Source organism: Cupriavidus sp. H39 (genome assembly GCF_050271075.1).
In the GTDB taxonomy this organism is placed as follows: domain Bacteria; phylum Pseudomonadota; class Gammaproteobacteria; order Burkholderiales; family Burkholderiaceae; genus Cupriavidus; species Cupriavidus necator_B.
In genome coordinates, this window is sequence record NZ_CP189846.1 from 2294905 (window position 1) to 2311729 (window position 16825).

13 protein-coding genes are annotated in these 16825 nt (G+C 67.6%); 6 read left to right on the forward strand and 7 right to left on the reverse strand.

All coding sequences use genetic code 11. From position 1 onward, the window contains the following. Positions 1 to 4: 4 nt before the first annotated feature. Positions 5 to 1570 carry a galactarate dehydratase gene (gene garD / locus ACOCMH_RS10805; protein ID WP_427306969.1) on the reverse strand — a complete coding sequence of 522 codons (1566 nt, stop codon included), beginning with the start codon at positions 1568 to 1570 and terminating at the stop codon, positions 5 to 7. 385 nt (positions 1571 to 1955) lie between these two features. Between garD and ACOCMH_RS10810 the strand changes: the two genes are divergently transcribed. Both ACOCMH_RS10810 and ACOCMH_RS10815 read left to right on the forward strand, forming a co-directional pair. Then, positions 1956 to 3011 (forward strand): cyclase family protein, encoded by a 1056-nt coding sequence (locus tag ACOCMH_RS10810; protein ID WP_427306970.1) that lies wholly within the window; start codon positions 1956 to 1958, stop codon positions 3009 to 3011. Positions 3012 to 3054: 43 nt separating this feature from the next. Then, complete coding sequence (locus tag ACOCMH_RS10815) at positions 3055 to 4296, forward strand: ABC transporter substrate-binding protein (RefSeq protein WP_171513140.1); 1242 nt, start codon at positions 3055 to 3057, stop codon at positions 4294 to 4296. A 215-nt stretch (positions 4297 to 4511) separates the two neighbouring features. On the opposite strand, the gene ACOCMH_RS10820 is transcribed toward ACOCMH_RS10815, so the two are convergent. The 6 genes from ACOCMH_RS10820 to ACOCMH_RS10845 form a co-directional block, all read right to left on the reverse strand. Next, the gene (locus tag ACOCMH_RS10820; protein ID WP_427306971.1) at positions 4512 to 6014 is read right to left on the reverse strand and encodes a tripartite tricarboxylate transporter permease; all 1503 of its coding nucleotides are present in this window, start codon (positions 6012 to 6014) and stop codon (positions 4512 to 4514) included. 12 nt (positions 6015 to 6026) lie between these two features. After that, on the reverse strand, positions 6027 to 6533 hold the full coding sequence (locus tag ACOCMH_RS10825; RefSeq protein ID WP_427306972.1) for a tripartite tricarboxylate transporter TctB family protein: 507 nt from the start codon (positions 6531 to 6533) through the stop codon (positions 6027 to 6029). 71 nt (positions 6534 to 6604) lie between these two features. Further along, entirely contained in the window at positions 6605 to 7600 is a 996-nt protein-coding gene (locus ACOCMH_RS10830) for a Bug family tripartite tricarboxylate transporter substrate binding protein (protein WP_427306973.1), read from the reverse strand. Between the two features lie 103 nt (positions 7601 to 7703). Next, positions 7704 to 8870 carry a DSD1 family PLP-dependent enzyme gene (locus ACOCMH_RS10835; RefSeq protein ID WP_427306974.1) on the reverse strand — a complete coding sequence of 389 codons (1167 nt, stop codon included), beginning with the start codon at positions 8868 to 8870 and terminating at the stop codon, positions 7704 to 7706. Next, the gene (locus ACOCMH_RS10840) at positions 8863 to 11904 is read right to left on the reverse strand and encodes an FAD-binding and (Fe-S)-binding domain-containing protein (RefSeq protein WP_427306975.1); all 3042 of its coding nucleotides are present in this window, start codon (positions 11902 to 11904) and stop codon (positions 8863 to 8865) included. Before ACOCMH_RS10840 ends, ACOCMH_RS10835 begins: the two co-directional genes overlap by 8 nt. A gap of 152 nt (positions 11905 to 12056) precedes the next feature. Next, positions 12057 to 13277: a pyridoxal-phosphate-dependent aminotransferase family protein gene (locus ACOCMH_RS10845; protein ID WP_427306976.1), complete on the reverse strand. Its 1221-nt coding sequence runs from the start codon at positions 13275 to 13277 to the stop codon at positions 12057 to 12059. 169 nt (positions 13278 to 13446) lie between these two features. Here ACOCMH_RS10845 and ACOCMH_RS10850 point away from each other — a divergent pair, with 169 nt between their 5' ends. From ACOCMH_RS10850 to ACOCMH_RS10865, 4 genes are all read left to right on the forward strand, one after another. After that, positions 13447 to 14199 carry a GntR family transcriptional regulator gene (locus tag ACOCMH_RS10850; protein ID WP_427306977.1) on the forward strand — a complete coding sequence of 251 codons (753 nt, stop codon included), beginning with the start codon at positions 13447 to 13449 and terminating at the stop codon, positions 14197 to 14199. Positions 14200 to 14320: 121 nt separating this feature from the next. Continuing rightward, positions 14321 to 14605 carry a hypothetical protein gene (locus tag ACOCMH_RS10855; RefSeq protein ID WP_427306978.1) on the forward strand — a complete coding sequence of 95 codons (285 nt, stop codon included), beginning with the start codon at positions 14321 to 14323 and terminating at the stop codon, positions 14603 to 14605. A 125-nt stretch (positions 14606 to 14730) separates the two neighbouring features. Further along, on the forward strand, positions 14731 to 15834 hold the full coding sequence (locus ACOCMH_RS10860; RefSeq protein WP_427306979.1) for a malate/lactate/ureidoglycolate dehydrogenase: 1104 nt from the start codon (positions 14731 to 14733) through the stop codon (positions 15832 to 15834). A 78-nt stretch (positions 15835 to 15912) separates the two neighbouring features. After that, the gene (locus ACOCMH_RS10865; protein ID WP_427306980.1) at positions 15913 to 16821 is read left to right on the forward strand and encodes a 2-hydroxy-3-oxopropionate reductase; all 909 of its coding nucleotides are present in this window, start codon (positions 15913 to 15915) and stop codon (positions 16819 to 16821) included. The last annotated feature ends 4 nt before the right edge of the window (positions 16822 to 16825 follow it).

A 16825-nucleotide genomic window follows, 5' to 3' on the forward strand; every position in this document is an offset into this window, starting at 1 on the left:
TGGCTCAGGTCACCGGCGCCGGATTGAACAGCACCAGTGCATTGCGGATCTTCCAGTGTTCCGCCCATGACTTCTTGCCGCTGGCCACGGCCAGCAACGTGTGGAACAGCTCCCAGCCCACATCCTCGATGGTGGCTTCGCCGGTGGCGATGCGGCCGGCGTTGACGTCCATCAGGTCGTGCCAGCGCCGCGCCAAGTCGTTGCGGGTAGACACCTTGATCACCGGCACCTCGGCCAGCCCGTATGGCGTGCCGCGCCCGGTGGTGAACACGTGCAGGTTCATGCCGGCGGCCAGCTGCAGCGTGCCGCAGACGAAGTCGCCGGCGGGCGTGGCGGCGTAGATCAGGCCTTTCTGCGTGACCTTTTCGCCGGGGCCGCTGACGCCGTGGATGGGGCCGGTGCCGGACTTGACGATCGAGCCCATCGCCTTCTCGACGATGTTGGACAGGCCGCCCTGCTTGTTGCCGGGCGTGGTGTTGGCACTGCGGTCGACCTGGCCCTGCGCCAGGTAGCGGTCGTACCAGGCCATCTGCCGCACCAGCGCCTCGGCGACCTCGGGCGTAGCCGCGCGCGCGGTGAGCTGGTCGATGCCGTCGCGCACCTCGGTCACCTCCGAGAACATCACGGTGGCGCCGGCGCGCACCAGCAAGTCCGTGGCAAAGCCCACCGCCGGGTTGGCGGTGACGCCGGAGAACGCATCGCTGCCGCCGCACTGGACGCCGACCACCAGGTCCGACGCCGGGCAGGTCTCGCGCCGGCGCGCGTTCAGGCGCGCCAGGTGCCTGTCCGCCGTGGCCATGATCGAGTCGATCATGGAGGCAAAGCCGACGTGCTGCGCGTCCTGCAGGCAGACCACGTCGGGCTCGCCCGCCTGCTGGATCGGAATGGTGCCGGCGCCGATCAGGCGCGCGGGCTGCAGCTTCTCGCAGCCCAGGCTGACGATCATGACCTCGCCGCCGAAGTTCGGGTTCAGCGCAATATTGCGGATGGTGCGGATCGGGATGCCGGCATCGGGCGCGTCGATCGCGACGCCGCAGCCATAGGTGTGTTCCAGCCCGACCACGTCGTCGACATTGGGATAGTTCGGCAGCAGCTCTTCCTTGATGCGTCGCACCGCGAACTCGACCACGCCCTCGACGCACTGCACCGTGGTGGTAATGCCGAGGATATTGCGCGTGCCGACCGAGCCGTCGGCATTGCGATAGCCTTCAAAGGTATAGCCGTCCAGCGGCGGCAACGGCGCCACCCGCGTACCGACCGGCAGGTGATCCAGGCCGGGCGCGGCGGGCATGCGCAGCACGCGCTCGTTGACCCAGCTGCCGCGCGGCAGGTCCTTGAGCGCATAGCCGATCACCACGTTGTAGCGGATTACCGCGTCGCCCTCACGCAGGTCGGCCAGCGCGACTTTGTGGCCTTGCGGCACGCCCTCTACCAGCACCAGCCCGCACGGGAATGTGGTGCCCGCCGGCAGGCCGCCGTCATTGGCGACGATGGCGACATTGTCGTCCGCGTGCATCGCGATGTAGAGGGGACGCGCCGCCTGTGCGACTGCCGTGGGGCTTTCTTCCATATCATCTCCAGCCCGATGGCTTGCATCGGGTCAGTGTTACGTTGTCTGACAACATTCTATCCGCATATACGTGCCAATGACCCGGGGAAATCCCTAGGTTTTTCCACAATGCAGGCCATGAAAGGACCACAAAGCCAGTATGTTGTATGACGACGACACACATCCTGCGTTCGGCATTGCTCTGTCTGATAACGCAGTGAGCCTGATCTGCTGCACTGCAAAATGACCGCTCCGGCCGACATGGCCTATAAGTGTGCAACCGGTTTCATGGCGCACATGGGCCGGCCTATCGCGCGCCGGGCCCGAAACCCATTGCCCGGCCCGCTTGCGAATCCCCTTCGCCGGTCGCTTGCCGCGGCCAGCCACACCACAGGAGGCACGACTCATGCGCTGGAAGCAACGTCCGCAAGGTTCCAACTGGGGAGACTTCGGCCCCGATGACCAACTGGGGCGCATCAACCTGATCGGGCCCGAACAAGTCATCAAGGGCGCCCGCGAGGTGCAGGCCGGGCTGAGCTTCTGCCTGTCGCTGCCGCTGGACTACCCCGGTGGCAACAAGCTCAATCCGCGTCGCCATCCGCCGGTGCTGCGGCCGACCTTCCGCGACGACGCGCCGTACACCAACTTCCCGCTGGCCAAGATGGACCCCGCCGCGACCGATGTCATCAGCGACGACCAGGTGCTGATGTGCCTGCAGTACAGCACGCAATGGGACGCGTTGGCGCACGTGGGCGCACTGTTCGATGCCGATGGCGATGGCCGGCCCGAGCGCGTCTACTACAACGGCTACCGCGCCAACGAGCATGTCGTCGGCCCGGTCGACTATGCCGAGGACGACAATTTCGCGGCGCACCCGTGCGGCCACGACCACAGCGCCGCGCATGCGCTCGGCATCGAGAACTTTGCAGTCAGGGGCATGCAGGGCCGCGGCGTGCTGGTGGACCTGGCGCACGTGTTCGGCATGGACTTCCGCAACGTTGGCTACGACGACCTGATGCACGCGCTGGAGGCCGGCAAGGCGGAAGTCGAACCCGGCGACATGCTGCTGCTGCGCACCGGCTTTGCCGAGGTCGTGCTGTCGATGCAGCGCGAACCCGATGAAGCCGTGCTGCACCACAGCTGCTGCGCGCTCGACGGCCGCGACGACAAGCTGCTGAACTGGATCACCGACGCCGGCATCGCAGCGCTGATCGCCGACAACTACGCGGTGGAACGCTACCCCGCCCGCCCGGCACCCGATGGCGACACGCACCACCCGCTGCTGCCGCTGCACCACCACTGCCTGTTCAAGCTGGGGCTGCCGCTGGGCGAGTTGTGGTATTTGCGCGAACTGGCGGACTGGCTGCGCGCCAACGGTCGCACGCGCTTCCAGCTGACCGCCCCGCCGCTACGGCTGCCAGGCGCGGTCGGGTCGCCGGTGACGCCGGTCGCCACGGTATGACGCAACCACAATAAAGCCAACCACAATAAACCAGGGAGACACCATGAACCATCGCCACGCCATCCGCCGCATTGCCGCCGGCGCCCTTGCCTTCGCCGCGGCGCTGGCCTGCGGCACGGCCCAGGCCCAGCCCAAGGGCGCCGTCTCCGACGATGTCGTCAAGATCGGCATGCTGCTCGACATGAGCGGACTGTATGCCGATGTCACCGGCCGCGGCAGTGCCACGGCGGCACAGATGGCGATCGACGACTTCGGCGGCAAGGTGCTGGGCAAGAAGATCGAGCTGGTGGTGGTCGATCACCAGAACAAGGCCGACATCGCCGCCAACAAGGCGCGCGAATGGTTCGACACCGCCAACGTCGACGCCATCCTCGACGTGGCCGCGTCGGCGCCGGCGCTGGCGGTGCTGGAGGTGGCCCGGCAGAAGAACCGCATCGTCGTGTTCTCCGGCCCGGGCACCGAGCGCATCACTAACGACCTGTGCACGCCGGTGTCGGTCCACTACGCCTACGACACCTACGCGCTGGCCAACACCACCGCGCGCGCGATGGTGCAGCGTGGCGGCAAGTCATGGTTCTTCCTGACCGCGGATTACGCCTTCGGGCACACGCTGCAGGACTCGGCCACCGCGGTCATCAACGAGACCGGCGGCAAGGTGCTGGGCGCCGCGCGCCATCCGCTGGGCACGAGCGACTTTGCCTCTTACCTGCTGCAGGCGCAGGCCAGCAAGGCACAGGTGGTGGGCCTGGCCAATGCCGGCGGCGACACTGTCAACGCCATCAAGGCCGCGTCGGAATTCGGCCTGACCCGCAACAATGCGCAGCGCATGGCGGGCTTGCTGCTCTATATCAACGATATCCATGCGATCGGGCTGAAGACGGCCGCCGGACTGGTGCTGACGGAAGCGTTCTACTGGGACATGAACGACGCCACGCGCGCCTGGTCGCGCCGCTATTTCGACAAGCTGAAGAAGATGCCCAACATGAGCCAGGCCGGCGCGTATTCCTCGGTGACGCACTACCTGAAGGCGGTGCAGGCGGCCGGCACCGACGACACCGCGGCGGTGATGAAGAAGATGAAGTCGATGCCGGTCAACGACTTCTTTGCCAGGAACGGCCGCATCCGCGAGGATGGCCGCATGATCCACGACATGTACCTGTTCGAAGTCAAGACGCCGGCCGAATCCAAGTATCCGTGGGACTACTACAAGGTGCTGGCGACGGTGCCGGGAGAGCAGGCGTTCATGCCAGTGGCGAAGTCGCAGTGCCCGTTGCTCAAGCGCTGATGGCGACAGTGGCAGGGTGCAGAGGCAGCCGGTTACAGGGGAAAGTGCATGCCGATCTGTGACCGACTGCGACATTGAGCATCACAGCGATCCATGTCCGATCGTTTCGTTAATGCTGCCGAGCCACGACTTGGCTCGGCAGCAGTGTTCCGGATGAGAAATGAACGTCGCCCTCGACGATCGCAACAGCCCACCCGCCGGCTTGCGCCAGCGCCTCACGCCATCTTCTTCGCCCTTGCCCGCACGCGAAGGTCACTCACCAGCGGCCACACCAGCACGAAAATCGCCAGCCCCATGATGGTCCCCACCAGACCGTTGGACCAGAAGATATCCAACGCGCCCGACGACACCAGCATGGTCTGGCGGAAGGCATCCTCGGCGCGATCGCCCAGCACCAGCGCCAAGACCATCGGCGCCAGCGGATAGTCGAGCTTCTTCAGCACATAGCCGACCACGCCGAAGCCGAGCATCAGCCAGACATCGAACAGCGCCCCGTTCACGGTGTACGCGCCGATGGCGCAGATCACCAGGATCAGCGGCGCGATGATCGAGAACGGGATGCGCAGGATCGCCGCGAACAGCGGTACGGTCGACAGCACCACGATCAGGCCAACGATATTGCCCAGGTACATGCTGGCGATCAGCCCCCACACGAACGGCCCTTGCTCGGCGAACAGCAGCGGGCCCGGCTGCAGGCCCCAGATCATCAGGCCGCCCAGCAACACCGCCGCGGTGGCGGAACCGGGAATGCCCAGGGCCAGCATCGGCAGCAGCGCGCTGGTGCCGGCCGCGTGCGCGGCGGTCTCGGGCGCGACCACGCCCTCGACATTACCCTGCCCGAACGAGTCGGGTTCCTTCGCCATGCGCTTGGCCACGCCATAGCCCATGAACGAGGCCGCGGTCGCGCCGCCCGGGGTGATGCCCAGCCAGCAGCCGATCACCGACGAGCGCAGCACGGTCAGCCAGTAGCGCGGCAGTTCGGCCCAGGTCTTCAGCACCACCTTCAGGTCGATGCGGGCCTGCTTGCCGCGGAAGGCCACGCCCTCTTCCATGGTCATCAGGATCTCGCTGATGCCGAACAGGCCAATCACCGCCACCAGGAAGTCAAAGCCGCGCAGCAGCTCGGTCGAGCCAAAGGTCATGCGCAGCGTGCCCGATACCGTGTCCATGCCGACCGCAGCCAGCACGAAGCCCAGGCACATCGCGATCAGGATCTTGGGCTTGGACTCCTTGCCCATGCCGACAAAGCTGCAGAACGTCAGCAGGTACACCGCGAAGAACTCGGGCGGGCCGAAGCGCAGCGCAAACTTTGCCACCATCGGCGCCAGGAACGTGATCAGCAGCACGCCGGCCAGCGCCCCCACGCACGACCCGGTGAAGGCCGAGGTCAGCGCCTTGCCGGCTTCGCCACGCTGCGCCATCGGGTAGCCGTCGAAAGTGGTGGCGACCGACCAGGCTTCGCCGGGAATATTGAAGAGGATCGAGGTGATCGCCCCGCCAAACAATGCGCCCCAGTAGATGCAGGACAGCATGATGATGGCGGACACTGGCTCCATCGAGAACGTCAGCGGCAGCAGGATCGCCACGCCGTTGGGACCGCCCAGGCCGGGCAGCACGCCCACCACGATGCCGAGCAGGATACCGGCAAACATCAGCCCCACGTTATGCCACGACAGCGCCACGGCAAAGCCGCCCATTAATGCATTGATCTCATCCATGTTCCGCTCTCCCTAGTAGCCCAGCGCCGCTTCCAGCGGGCCTTTGGGCAGCGGCACACGGAACTGGATCTCGAATATCCAGAACAGCAAGGCGTTGACGCCGACCCCGATCAGGGCCGCCTTCCACCATGCTGACTTGCCCACCCAGACCATGAAGCCTGCCATGAAGGCGGCCGACGCCACGTAGATGCCGAGCACCCCGATCAGGCCGACATACACAGTCAGCGGCCCCAGGATGACGCCCACCTGCCGCAACTGCTGCCACGTCACGAACACTGCCGTGCCCTCCGCGCGCAGCGCCTGCACGCCCACCAGCATGCTGCAGACCAGAATGATGATGCCGACCCGCATCGGGAAATAGCCCGCCTCCGGCCCGTCCGGCGCCCAGCCGGCGCCGATGCCGTAATTGCTCACGATCACGACCAGCGCGCCGGCCAGCAGGCACAGCGCCACCGCCAGTTCCACCGCCTTGACCGAGAGGCCGGCGCCCGCATGCGCCGCTACCTGTTGAGAATCCATGTTGTCCCCCGCCTTCCTTCAGGCCATCGGCTGCGCCACGCGGCGCAGCCCGTTGGTGATCCGTGCCAGCGTCAGCGCGAGGCGACGAAGCCGGCCTCCTTGATGATGTCGCGGTGCGCGGCTTCATCGCGCGCCAGGAAGTCGGTCAGCGCCTTGCCGGTGAGGAAGTCGTTCTTCAGCGCGTTCTTCTCCAGGTACTCTTTCCATTCCGGCGTGGCCACGATCTTCTGCATCAGGTCGACGTAGTACTTCTGCTGCTCGGGGGTCACGCCGCCCGGCATCATGAACACGCGCAGCATCTGGTATTGCACGTCCAGCCCCTGCTCCTTGCAGGTCGGCACGTCATGCCAGCTCTGGGTCTGCGTGACCTTGCCGTTGTAGGCCATGCGCTCCGGCGCGAACACGCACAGCGCGCGATGCTCGCCGGCGCGCCACTGGCCGATCGACTCGGACGGATTGTTCACGTTGGCGTCGATATGCTGGCCAGACAGCTGCGTGGCCGCCTCGCCGCCGCCCTTGTACGGCACGTAGATGAAGCGGGTGCCGGTCTTCTTCTGGACCAGCGAGGCGATGATCTGGTCTTCGCGCTTGGAGCTGGTGCCGCCGACCTTGATCTTGCCCGCGCTGGCCCTGGACGCGTCGATGAACTGCGCGACAGTTTTGTACGGTGCCGCGGCATTGGTCCACAGCACGAACTCATCCTGCGCAATCATTGCCACCGGCGTGAGGTCGCGCCAGCTGAACGGCAGGTGGCTCACCATCGGCACCGTGTAGAGCGCCGACGAAGCCACCAGCAGCTTGTGCGGATTACCCTGCGATGCCTTGGTATCCATCAGCCCTTCGGCGCCGCTGGCGCCCGCCTTGTTCAGCACGATCACCGGCTGGCTCATCAGCTTGTGCTTGGCGATGATGCCCTGGATCGACCGCGCCATCTGGTCCGAGGCGCCACCGGCGCCGAACGGCACCACGATCTCGACCGGCTTGGCCGGTTCCCATGCCCATGCGCTGAGGCAGGCCGTGGCACCCACCACGGCCGCCAGGGTCTTCCTGACTGTGTTGCGTTGCATCGTTGGTCTCCTTTGGCTTTGACTACCCGGTGCCGCTTTGCGCGGCTCTTCTCTCTTCTTCATGATTGGCGCGGCGGCTGCGCCAGCTGCGGCTCCCGCGGCGTCAGCGGCTCAGGCCACGCGCCGCGATGTCCCACAACTCGGCGACGTACCCGTCGCGGCAGCACACGTACTGCGCGTGCAGGTTCGCGGTGGGATCGCAGTGGCCGGGCACCAGCCAGAGCTTGCTCCCCAGCAGGGCCTGGCCGTCTTCTTGCAGTACCTGCAGCACGCCGTGTTCATCGTTGGCCGCGACATAGCGCAGCCACTCGCTGCCCTGGCCGGACCACAGCCGCGGCAGGCCGGAGTCCACCGCGACCGACTTCAACCCCGCGTCGCACACCGCCACGCCGGCGCGCGCGGTGCTCATCACCGTGGTCGACAGGAACAGGGCGTGGCGGGGCTGGAAGCGCCCCGGCCATTCGCTGGCGCCATAGTGGCCGTCCAGGAACAGGTAGCTGCCGGGCTGGATCTCGGTATAGACGCCGCTCTCGCAATCGAACTCGGCGGTGCCGCTGCCGCCGCCAGTGACGACCGGGCAGGCGATGCCGCGGGCATCGAGATGGCGCACATAGGCGTGCGCCTGCTCGGCGGCGTGGCGCGCGGCGTCCCGGCGCTGGGTCCAGTGCGCCAGGTGCTGCGCGCCGCCGTGATACGCCTGCAGCCCGCCGAAGCGCAGCGACGGCGCAGCGCCGATGGCATCGGCGAGCCGGCTCAACGCTTGCGGACTGTCGACGCCGCAACGCCCCTGCCCCACGTCGACTTCCGCGAGCGCGGTGATACGCACCCCGCCGGCCGCCGCAGCGGCTGCCATCGCGGCCACCTGGCGCACGTCGTCGACGCAAATGCTCAGGTCCACGTGCCGGGCCAGCTCCACCGCCATGACCAGCTTGTCGGCCCCGACGAACTCGTTGCTGATGTGGATGCTGGCAATGCCGGCGGCGGCAAACGGGTACGCCTCGCTGAGCTTCTGGCAGCAGATGCCGACCGCGCCAGCGGCGATCTGCCGCTGCGCGATCGCGACCGACTTGTGCGCCTTGGCATGCGGGCGCAACGCCACGCCGCCGGCATCGGCAAGGGCCTGCATCCGCGCGAGGTTATGGTCGAAGGCATCGAGATCGACCAGCAGCGCGGGCGAGCCCACGTCCTCGACGCGGTCGCCTATTCTTGCCAGCGCAGGCGGCCGCAGCAGGGCACGGGCCTGGGCCGGGTTGTGCATCGGCTCAGACATGGCGCCCCCCTTCCAGCGCCATCGCCAGCACCCGCGCCACATGCAGCGCCTCGGTGTCGGCACCGTCGCGGATCTGGTGGCGGCAGCTGGTGCCGTCCGCCACCACGAGGGCGCCAGCCGCGCGCCGGCGCACCGCCGGCAGCAGCGACAGCTCGGCCATCGCCTGCGACGCCGCGAAGTGCTCCGCCTCATAGCCGAAGCTGCCTGCCATGCCGCAGCACGACGACTCCACCGGCGCCACCTTCAGGCCGGGGATCCAGCCCAGCACGGTCTGCACCGGCGTGAACGCATCGAACGCCTTCTGGTGGCAGTGGCCATGCACGATGGCCTCGGAGACCTGCAGCGGCTGCAGCGGCAGGTCCAGCCGGCCGGCCTGCCGCTCGCGCACCAGGAACTCCTCGAACAGGAACGACAGGCCGGCGAGCTTGCGCGCCTCCTCGCCATAGCCATAGCCCAGGAACTCGTCGCGCAGCGACAGCAGGCACGACGGCTCCAGGCCCACCACCGGCACGCCGCGCTCGACGAACGGGCGCACCGCATCCAGCAGCCGCCGCGCCTCGGCCTTGGCCTGCTCGATCAGGCCCGCGGCCAGGAAAGTCCGGCCGCAGCACAGCGGGCGTTCGCCCGCGCGGGCGTTGAAATGCACCGTATATCCCGCGGCTGCCAGCACCGCCTGCGCGGCGCGCGCGTTGTCGGGCTCCATGTAGTTGCTGAAGGTATCGACGAAGAGCAGCACTTCGCGGCCATCGGTCTTGCCGCCTGCGTCATGGCCCGCGGCGCGCCCCGCCAGGAACGGCGCGGTGAAACGCGGCAGCGACCGCTGTGGGGCAAACCCCAGCGCGCGCCGGATCCAGCCAGACACCACGGGCACGCCGTCGGCCAGCGCCAGCAGGCCCGACACGCGGCTGGCCAGCGGCGCATAGCGCGGCAGGAACGCCACCATGCGCTCGCGCAGGCCGATGCCGTGCCGGCTGGTCCATGCGTGGCGCGCCTCGATCTTGAACCTGGCCATGTCGACGCCGGTCGGGCAGTCGCGCTTGCAGCCCTTGCAGGAGACGCACAGGTCCAGGGCCTCCTTCACTTCGGTACTGGCGAGCCCGTCCGTGCCGAGCTGCCCGGACAGCGCCAGCCGCAGCGTGTTGGCGCGGCCGCGCGTCAGGTGCTGTTCGTCCTTGGTCACGCGATAGCTGGGGCACATGGTGCCGGCGTCGAACTTGCGGCAGTGGCCGTTGTTGTTGCACATCTCCACGGCTGAAGCGAGGCCGTGCGTGGCGGTATCGTTGCCGGTGCCCGGCGCGGTCTCGACGCCCGTGATCGGATCGCGCTGCACGTTCCACGCCGACCAGTCCAGCGCGGGCGTAAGCGGCAGCGCGGCGTAGCCGGGCGCGAAGCGGAAGTTCTCGCGCGCGTCCATCTTTGGCGGCCGCACGATCTTGTCGGGATTGAAGCGGTTGTCCGGATCGAACAGCGCCTTGATCTCGCTGAACGCGGCGTTGATGCGCGGGCCGTATTGCCACGCCACCCATTCGCCGCGGCACAGGCCGTCGCCGTGCTCGCCGGAGTAGGCGCCCTTGTACGCGCGCACCAGCTCGGCCGCCTCTTGCGCAATCTCGCGCATGCGCAGCGCGCCGTCGCGGCGCATGTCCAGGATCGGCCGCACGTGCAGCGTGCCGACGCTGGCGTGGGCATACCAGGTGCCCTCAGTCTCGTGCTTGTGGAAGACTTCGGTCAGCCGGCGGGTGTACTCGGCCAGGTGCTCGAGCGGCACCGCGCAGTCCTCGATGAACGAGACCGGCTTGCCGTCGCCCTTCATGCTCATCATGATGTTCAGGCCGGCCTTGCGCACCTCCCACAGCGCCTTCTGCGCCTTCTCTTCGGGCATCTTGACCACCGAACCTGGCAGGCCGAGATCCGCCATCAGTTCGGCAAGCTGGTCCAGCTGCGCCAGCAGCGCCTGCCGGTCCTCGCCGGCAAACTCCACCAGCAGGATGGCTTGCGGATCGCCGGCCAGCGCGCGCTCGACCACCGGGCGGAAGGCGGGGTTTTCCATCGACAGGTCGATCATGGTGCGGTCGACCAGTTCCACCGCCACCGGGCGCAGCCTGACGATATGCTGCGTCATCTCCATGGCCTGGTAGAACGTGGGGAAGTTGACCACGCCCAGCACCTTGTGCGCCGGCAGTGGCGACAGCTTCAGCGTGAGCTGGCGGCTGCAGGCCAGCGTGCCTTCGGAACCGACCAGGATATGCGCCAGGTTGGCGTGGCCGTCGTCGGTATAGGCGCGCGGGTTCTGGCAATCGAACAGGTCGATGTTGTAGCCGGCCACGCGGCGCAGCACCTTGGGCATGCGTTCCGCGATCTCGTCGCGCTCGCGCGTGGCGATGCGCTGCAGGCCGCGCAGGATGCCCTCGGCGCGCCCTGCCGCCACCGGCTGCGCCAGCGAACCGAAGTGGCATGCGCTGCCGTCCGCCAGCACCGCATCGATGGCCAGCACGTTATGCACCATGTTGCCGTAGGCGATCGAGCGCGAGCCGCACGAGTTGTTGCCGGCCATGCCGCCGATGGTGCATTGCGCCCCCGTGGAAACATCGACCGGAAACCACAGCCCGTGCGGCTTGAGCCAGGCGTTCAGGTGGTCCAGCACGATGCCGGGCTCGACCGTCACCGTGCGCGCGACGGCATCGAAGGCGACCACGTTGTTGAGCCACTTGCTGGTGTCGATGACCAGCGCCTCGCCCACGGTCTGGCCGCACTGGCTGGTGCCGGCGCCGCGCGCCAGCACCGGCACGCGCTGGTCCCGCGCGATGTCGAGCGCGCGCACCAGGTCAGCCTGGTCGCGCGGCACTACCACGCCGACCGGCATGATCTGGTAGATCGAGGCATCGGTGGCGTAGCGGCCGCGCGCGGCGCGGTCGAACAGCACGTCGCCGCGCAACTCCTTGCGCAACAGCGCCGATAGCGGCGAGGTGGCCCGCTGCTGCGCTGGCACCAGGTGGATCGGCTTGACCAGCAAGGGAGACGAATTCATGTTCATGGCATGCAAGAAGCAAGGGCTGCGCGCCCATGGCGATGCATGCGGCCACCACCCCGGCGGACGCATGCGCGGGTAACGCTCCGGCGCGGATGGCTGGCGGCAGCGGACCGCGCCGCCTGCTGCCCGGATCGGCGCCGCTCAATCGACGCCGCTCAGGCAGCGGCCTTGAGCGCCGGCGTGTCAGCGTGCGCGGCCAGCGACGCCATCGCTGCGGCCACGCCGCTGCCGGCAAGCGGCACGCCCGCCAGCTTCAGCCCCATCTCGCAACCGGCCAGCGTGGCCATCAGGGTCAGGTCATTGCAGTCGCCAAGATGGCCGATGCGGAACATGCGGCCGCGCATCTTGCCCAGCGCCTGTCCCAGCGACATGTCGAAGCGCTCATAGATCAGCTTGCGCACCGCATCCGCGTCGACGCCGTCGGGCATCATCACGCCGGTCAGCACCGGGCTGTACACCGCGGGATCCGCGCACTGGATTTCCAGGCCCCAGACGCGCACGGCGCAGCGCGTCGCTTGCGCCAGGCGCTGGTGGCGGGCAAAGACCTGGTCCAGGCCCTCGCCCAGGATCATGTCGAGCGCTTCGGACAGGCCGTACAGCAGGTTGGTGTTCGGCGTGTACGGCCAGTAGCCGTTCTTGTTGGCCTCGATGATCTCGGCCCAGCCCCAGAATGCGCGCGGCAGCCTGGCGTGCTGGCTGGCGGCGATCGCCCTGGGCGAGAGCGCGTTGAAGCTGATGCCCGGCGGCAGCATCAGGCCCTTTTGCGAGCCAGACACGGTCACGTCCACGCCCCACTCGTCATGGCGATAGTCGGCCGAACCGAGCCCCGAGATGGTGTCCACCAGCAGCAGCGCCGGATGCCCGGCCGCGTCGATGGCCCGCCGCACCGCCGCGATATCGGAAGTCACGCCGGTCGAGGTCTCGTTGTGCACCACGCAGACCGCCCGGATCGCGTGGCCAGTGTCCTGGCGCAGGCGCGCTTCGATCATGTCCGGCTGCACCCCGCGGCGCCAGCCCTCGATGCCGGGCAGGCCCAGGAATTCCGGCCGCAGGCCCAGCGCCTCGGCCATCTTCTTCCACAGCGTGGCGAAGTGGCCGGTCTCGAACATCAGTACCTGGTCGCCCGGGCTGAGCGTATTGGTCAGCGCCGCTTCCCAGGCGCCGGTACCAGAGGCGGGATAGATGATCACCGGGTGCTGCGTCTTGAAGATTTCCTTGATGCCGGCCAGCACCTTGCGGCCCAGCGCGCCGAACTCCGGCCCACGGTGGTCGATGGTCGGGTAGCTCATCGCGCGCAGGATGCGGTCGGGCACGGAGCTCGGGCCAGGGATCTGCAGGAAATGGCGGCCTGAGGGATGGAAATCGAGGTGAACCATGGGATCACGCCTCCTTGTTGGATTATGGATTTTGAATGCAATCGAATATAGCAGACCGGTTGGGGTGAACCAAGGCGGAATTTGCGCGATTTTGTTGTGGTTAACCCGCGTTTTTGAGGCAGGTAGCGGCATGCAGTAGAATCTGCGCCAAATGCATAGAGGACATTGAATGCAAAACTCACAGAACAACGGCGTCCAAGGGCAGCCAGGTCCCCCGCCCTCCCTGCCCCGGCTGGCACGCCCGCGCCTGCATGACACCGTGGTCGAGCACCTCCGGCAGTTCATCGTCGAAGGGGTATTCGCTCCGGGTACCAAGCTCAATGAACGCGAGTTGTGCGAAACCCTCGGCATTTCGCGCACGCCGTTGCGCGAAGCGCTAAAGGTGCTGGCGGCCGAGGGCCTGATCGATCTGTTGCCCAACCGCGGCGCCAGCATCTCCCGCATGAGCGAGGCCGAAGTCAGGGAGAGCTTCGAGCTGATGAGCGGCCTGGAGGCGTTTTCCGGCGAACTGGCCTGCGAGCGCATCACGGCGGCCGAACTGGCGCAGATCAAGGCCTTGCACTACGGCATGCTGGCCTGCCGCGCCCGCAACGACCTGCCGGGCTACTACAGCCGCAACCAGGAGATCCACGACCGGATCAACGAGGCCGCGCGCAATGGAGCGCTGCGCCAGACGTACCAGTCGATCAACCGCCGCCTGCAGGCCCTGCGTTTTCGCTCCAACCAGCAAAGCGGCAAATGGGACGAAGCCGTCAAGGATCACGAACAGATGATCCAGGCGCTGGAAGCCCGCGACGGCAAGCGGCTGGCCGCAGTACTGAAACGCCACTTGCTGGAAAAGCGCGATGCGGTGCTGCCACTGGTGTCCGGTGACGGCGCTATAGGTGCTACGGACAGACCTTCTGAAGAGAGATCCTTCTGAAATCGACGCCCGCGTGACCGCAGCGCAGCGTTTTGCCCCGCCAGGGCCGGATTTTTCTTGCCTCCACGCCGATACTGTATATATTTACAGTACCTGTATGGATGAACAGTGGAGTCACGGCATGGAACACCTGATCCGCGTGCAAAACGACTATGACCGCCAGGTCCTGGCATGGCTGCGCGGGCGCATCGGCGACGCCGCGCTGCAGGCCGCGGCGCAACGCCTGGCTGGCCCGCGCAAGCCCTATCTGTCCACCCTTTGCCGCAGCCTGGGCATCCGCCCACCCAGCAGGCGCCAGTTCGCCGCCGAGGCGGCGCGCCTGCACCGCGCGGTGGGCGACAGCTACCTGGCCCGCATCCGGGAAATCCTGGCACAAGCCCCGGCGCACGAAGCCACGCACCAATAGGGATTTGCCGATCACCGGCCACGCCTGCGCCAGCGAGCGCGTACCGCACGTATCATGAAAGCCCCGTTGCCGTCACACGGCACGGGGCTTCTTGCTTCGCAGCGTTTTCATCCTCCAAGGCCGATATGAGCGAACACCGCATTCCCACGGACGCCCTGCACCAGTGGGTGACCGAACTCTGGCTTGCCGCCGGCAGTAACGCACAAGAGGCGCAGCTGACCGCCGACCACCTGGTCGGCGCCAACCTGAGCGGGCATGACTCCCACGGCGTCGGCATGATCCCGCGCTATGTACTGGCATGGCAGGCCGACGAGCTGCAACTGAACCGGCAGGTCAGCGTGCTGCACGACGCCGGCAGCCTGCTCAGCCTGGACGGCAACCGCGGCATGGGGCAGGCGGTGACGGCGCAAGCCATGCAGATGGCTATCGCCCGCGCCCGCGAGCACGGCGCCTGCGTGATGGGGCTGCGCCAGTCGCACCATCTGGGACGCGTCGGCCACTGGGCCGAGCAGGCCACGGCCGCGGGCCTGATCTCGATCCACTTCGTCAACGTGCTGTCCAAGCCGATCGTGGCGCCCCACGGCGGCTACGACGCGCGCTATGGCACCAATCCGTTCACCATCGGCGTGCCGATGGCGGGCGAGCCGCCGCTGGTGCTGGACTTTGCCACCAGCGCCATCGCGCTGGGCAAGGTGCGCGTGGCCCATAACAAGGGCGTGCCCGTGGCGCCGGGCTGCCTGCTCGATGCGCAGGGCGAGCCCACCACCGATGCCGCCGTGATGTACCCGCCCGCTGGCTCGCCGCAGGGCGCCTTGCGGCCCTTCGGCGAGCACAAGGGCCATGTGCTGGCGGTGATGTGCGAACTGCTCGGCGCCGCGGTCACGGGCGGCCATACCATCCGCCCGGAAACGCTGCGGCATGAGCATGCGGTCTGGAACAACATGCTGGCGATCGTATTCGACCCCGCGCGGCTCGGCACCAGCACCTCGTTCGGGCATGAAGTCGCGGCCTTCGCCGACTGGATGAAAAGCGCGCGCCTGCAGCCCGGCCAGCACGGCATCCAACTGCCTGGCGAACCCGAGCGTGCCTGCCGCGCGGCCCGCGCCCAACAGATCCCGATCGATGCCGGTACGCTGGCGCAACTGGACGACGCCGCCGTACGCGTGGCGACGGCACGCGCCGGCGCCCATCCGGCGCCCGGTCCGTTGTCTGCGCTGGCGTGCGACTGACTATCATCAGATATGCGCGCGGCGCGGTGCACGACGCACTCTCGCCGGCTCGGCGCCTGAACCCCACCGGACACTGACATGAGCAAGATCGGCTTTATCGGGCTTGGCGTGATGGGCAAGCCCATGGTGCGGCACCTGGTCGACGGCGGGCATACCGTGTTCGCCCACAGCCGCAGCGGCGTGCCGCAAGACCTGCAGGATGCCGGCGTGAAGGCCTGCGCCAGCGCACAAGAGGTGGCGCAGCAGTCGGAAACCATCATCCTGATGCTGCCCGACACGCCCGACGTGGAACGCGTGCTGTTCGGCGAAAAGGGCGTTGCCGACGGCCTTGTCGACACCGCGGGCGGCGTCACGGTGATCGACATGAGCTCGATCTCGCCGATCGCCACGCGCGAGTTTGCCCGTTGCATCGAGGCCATCGGCGCCGACTACGTCGACGCGCCGGTGTCCGGCGGTGAGGTCGGGGCCAAGGCCGGGACCTTGTCGATCATGGCCGGCGGCAAGCAGGAGGTGTTTGACCGCGTGCTGCCGATCCTGCAGCTGATGGGCAAGAACATCACGCGCGTGGGCGCGGCCGGCGATGGCCAGGTGGCGAAGGTGGCCAACCAGGTGATCGTGGCGCTGACCATCGAGGCCGTCAGCGAAGCCCTGGTACTGGCGGCCCGCGCTGGCGCCGATCCGGCCCGCGTGCGTGAGGCGCTGATGGGCGGCTTTGCCAGTTCGCGCATCCTCGAAGTGCACGGCGAGCGGATGATCCGGCGCACCTTCGACCCTGGCTTTCGCATCGCGCTGCACCAGAAGGACCTGGAGCTGGCACTCTCCACCGCGCGCGAGCTTGGCGTCGGCCTGCCCAATACGGCGTCGTGCCAGCAGCTGTTCAATGTCTGCAGCGGGCTTGGCGGTGCGGCGTGGGACCATTCCGGGCTGGTCCGCGCGATCGAGCATTTGTCCTCGTACGCTATCGGCGACGCGCCGCCCGCCAGCTAAGCGC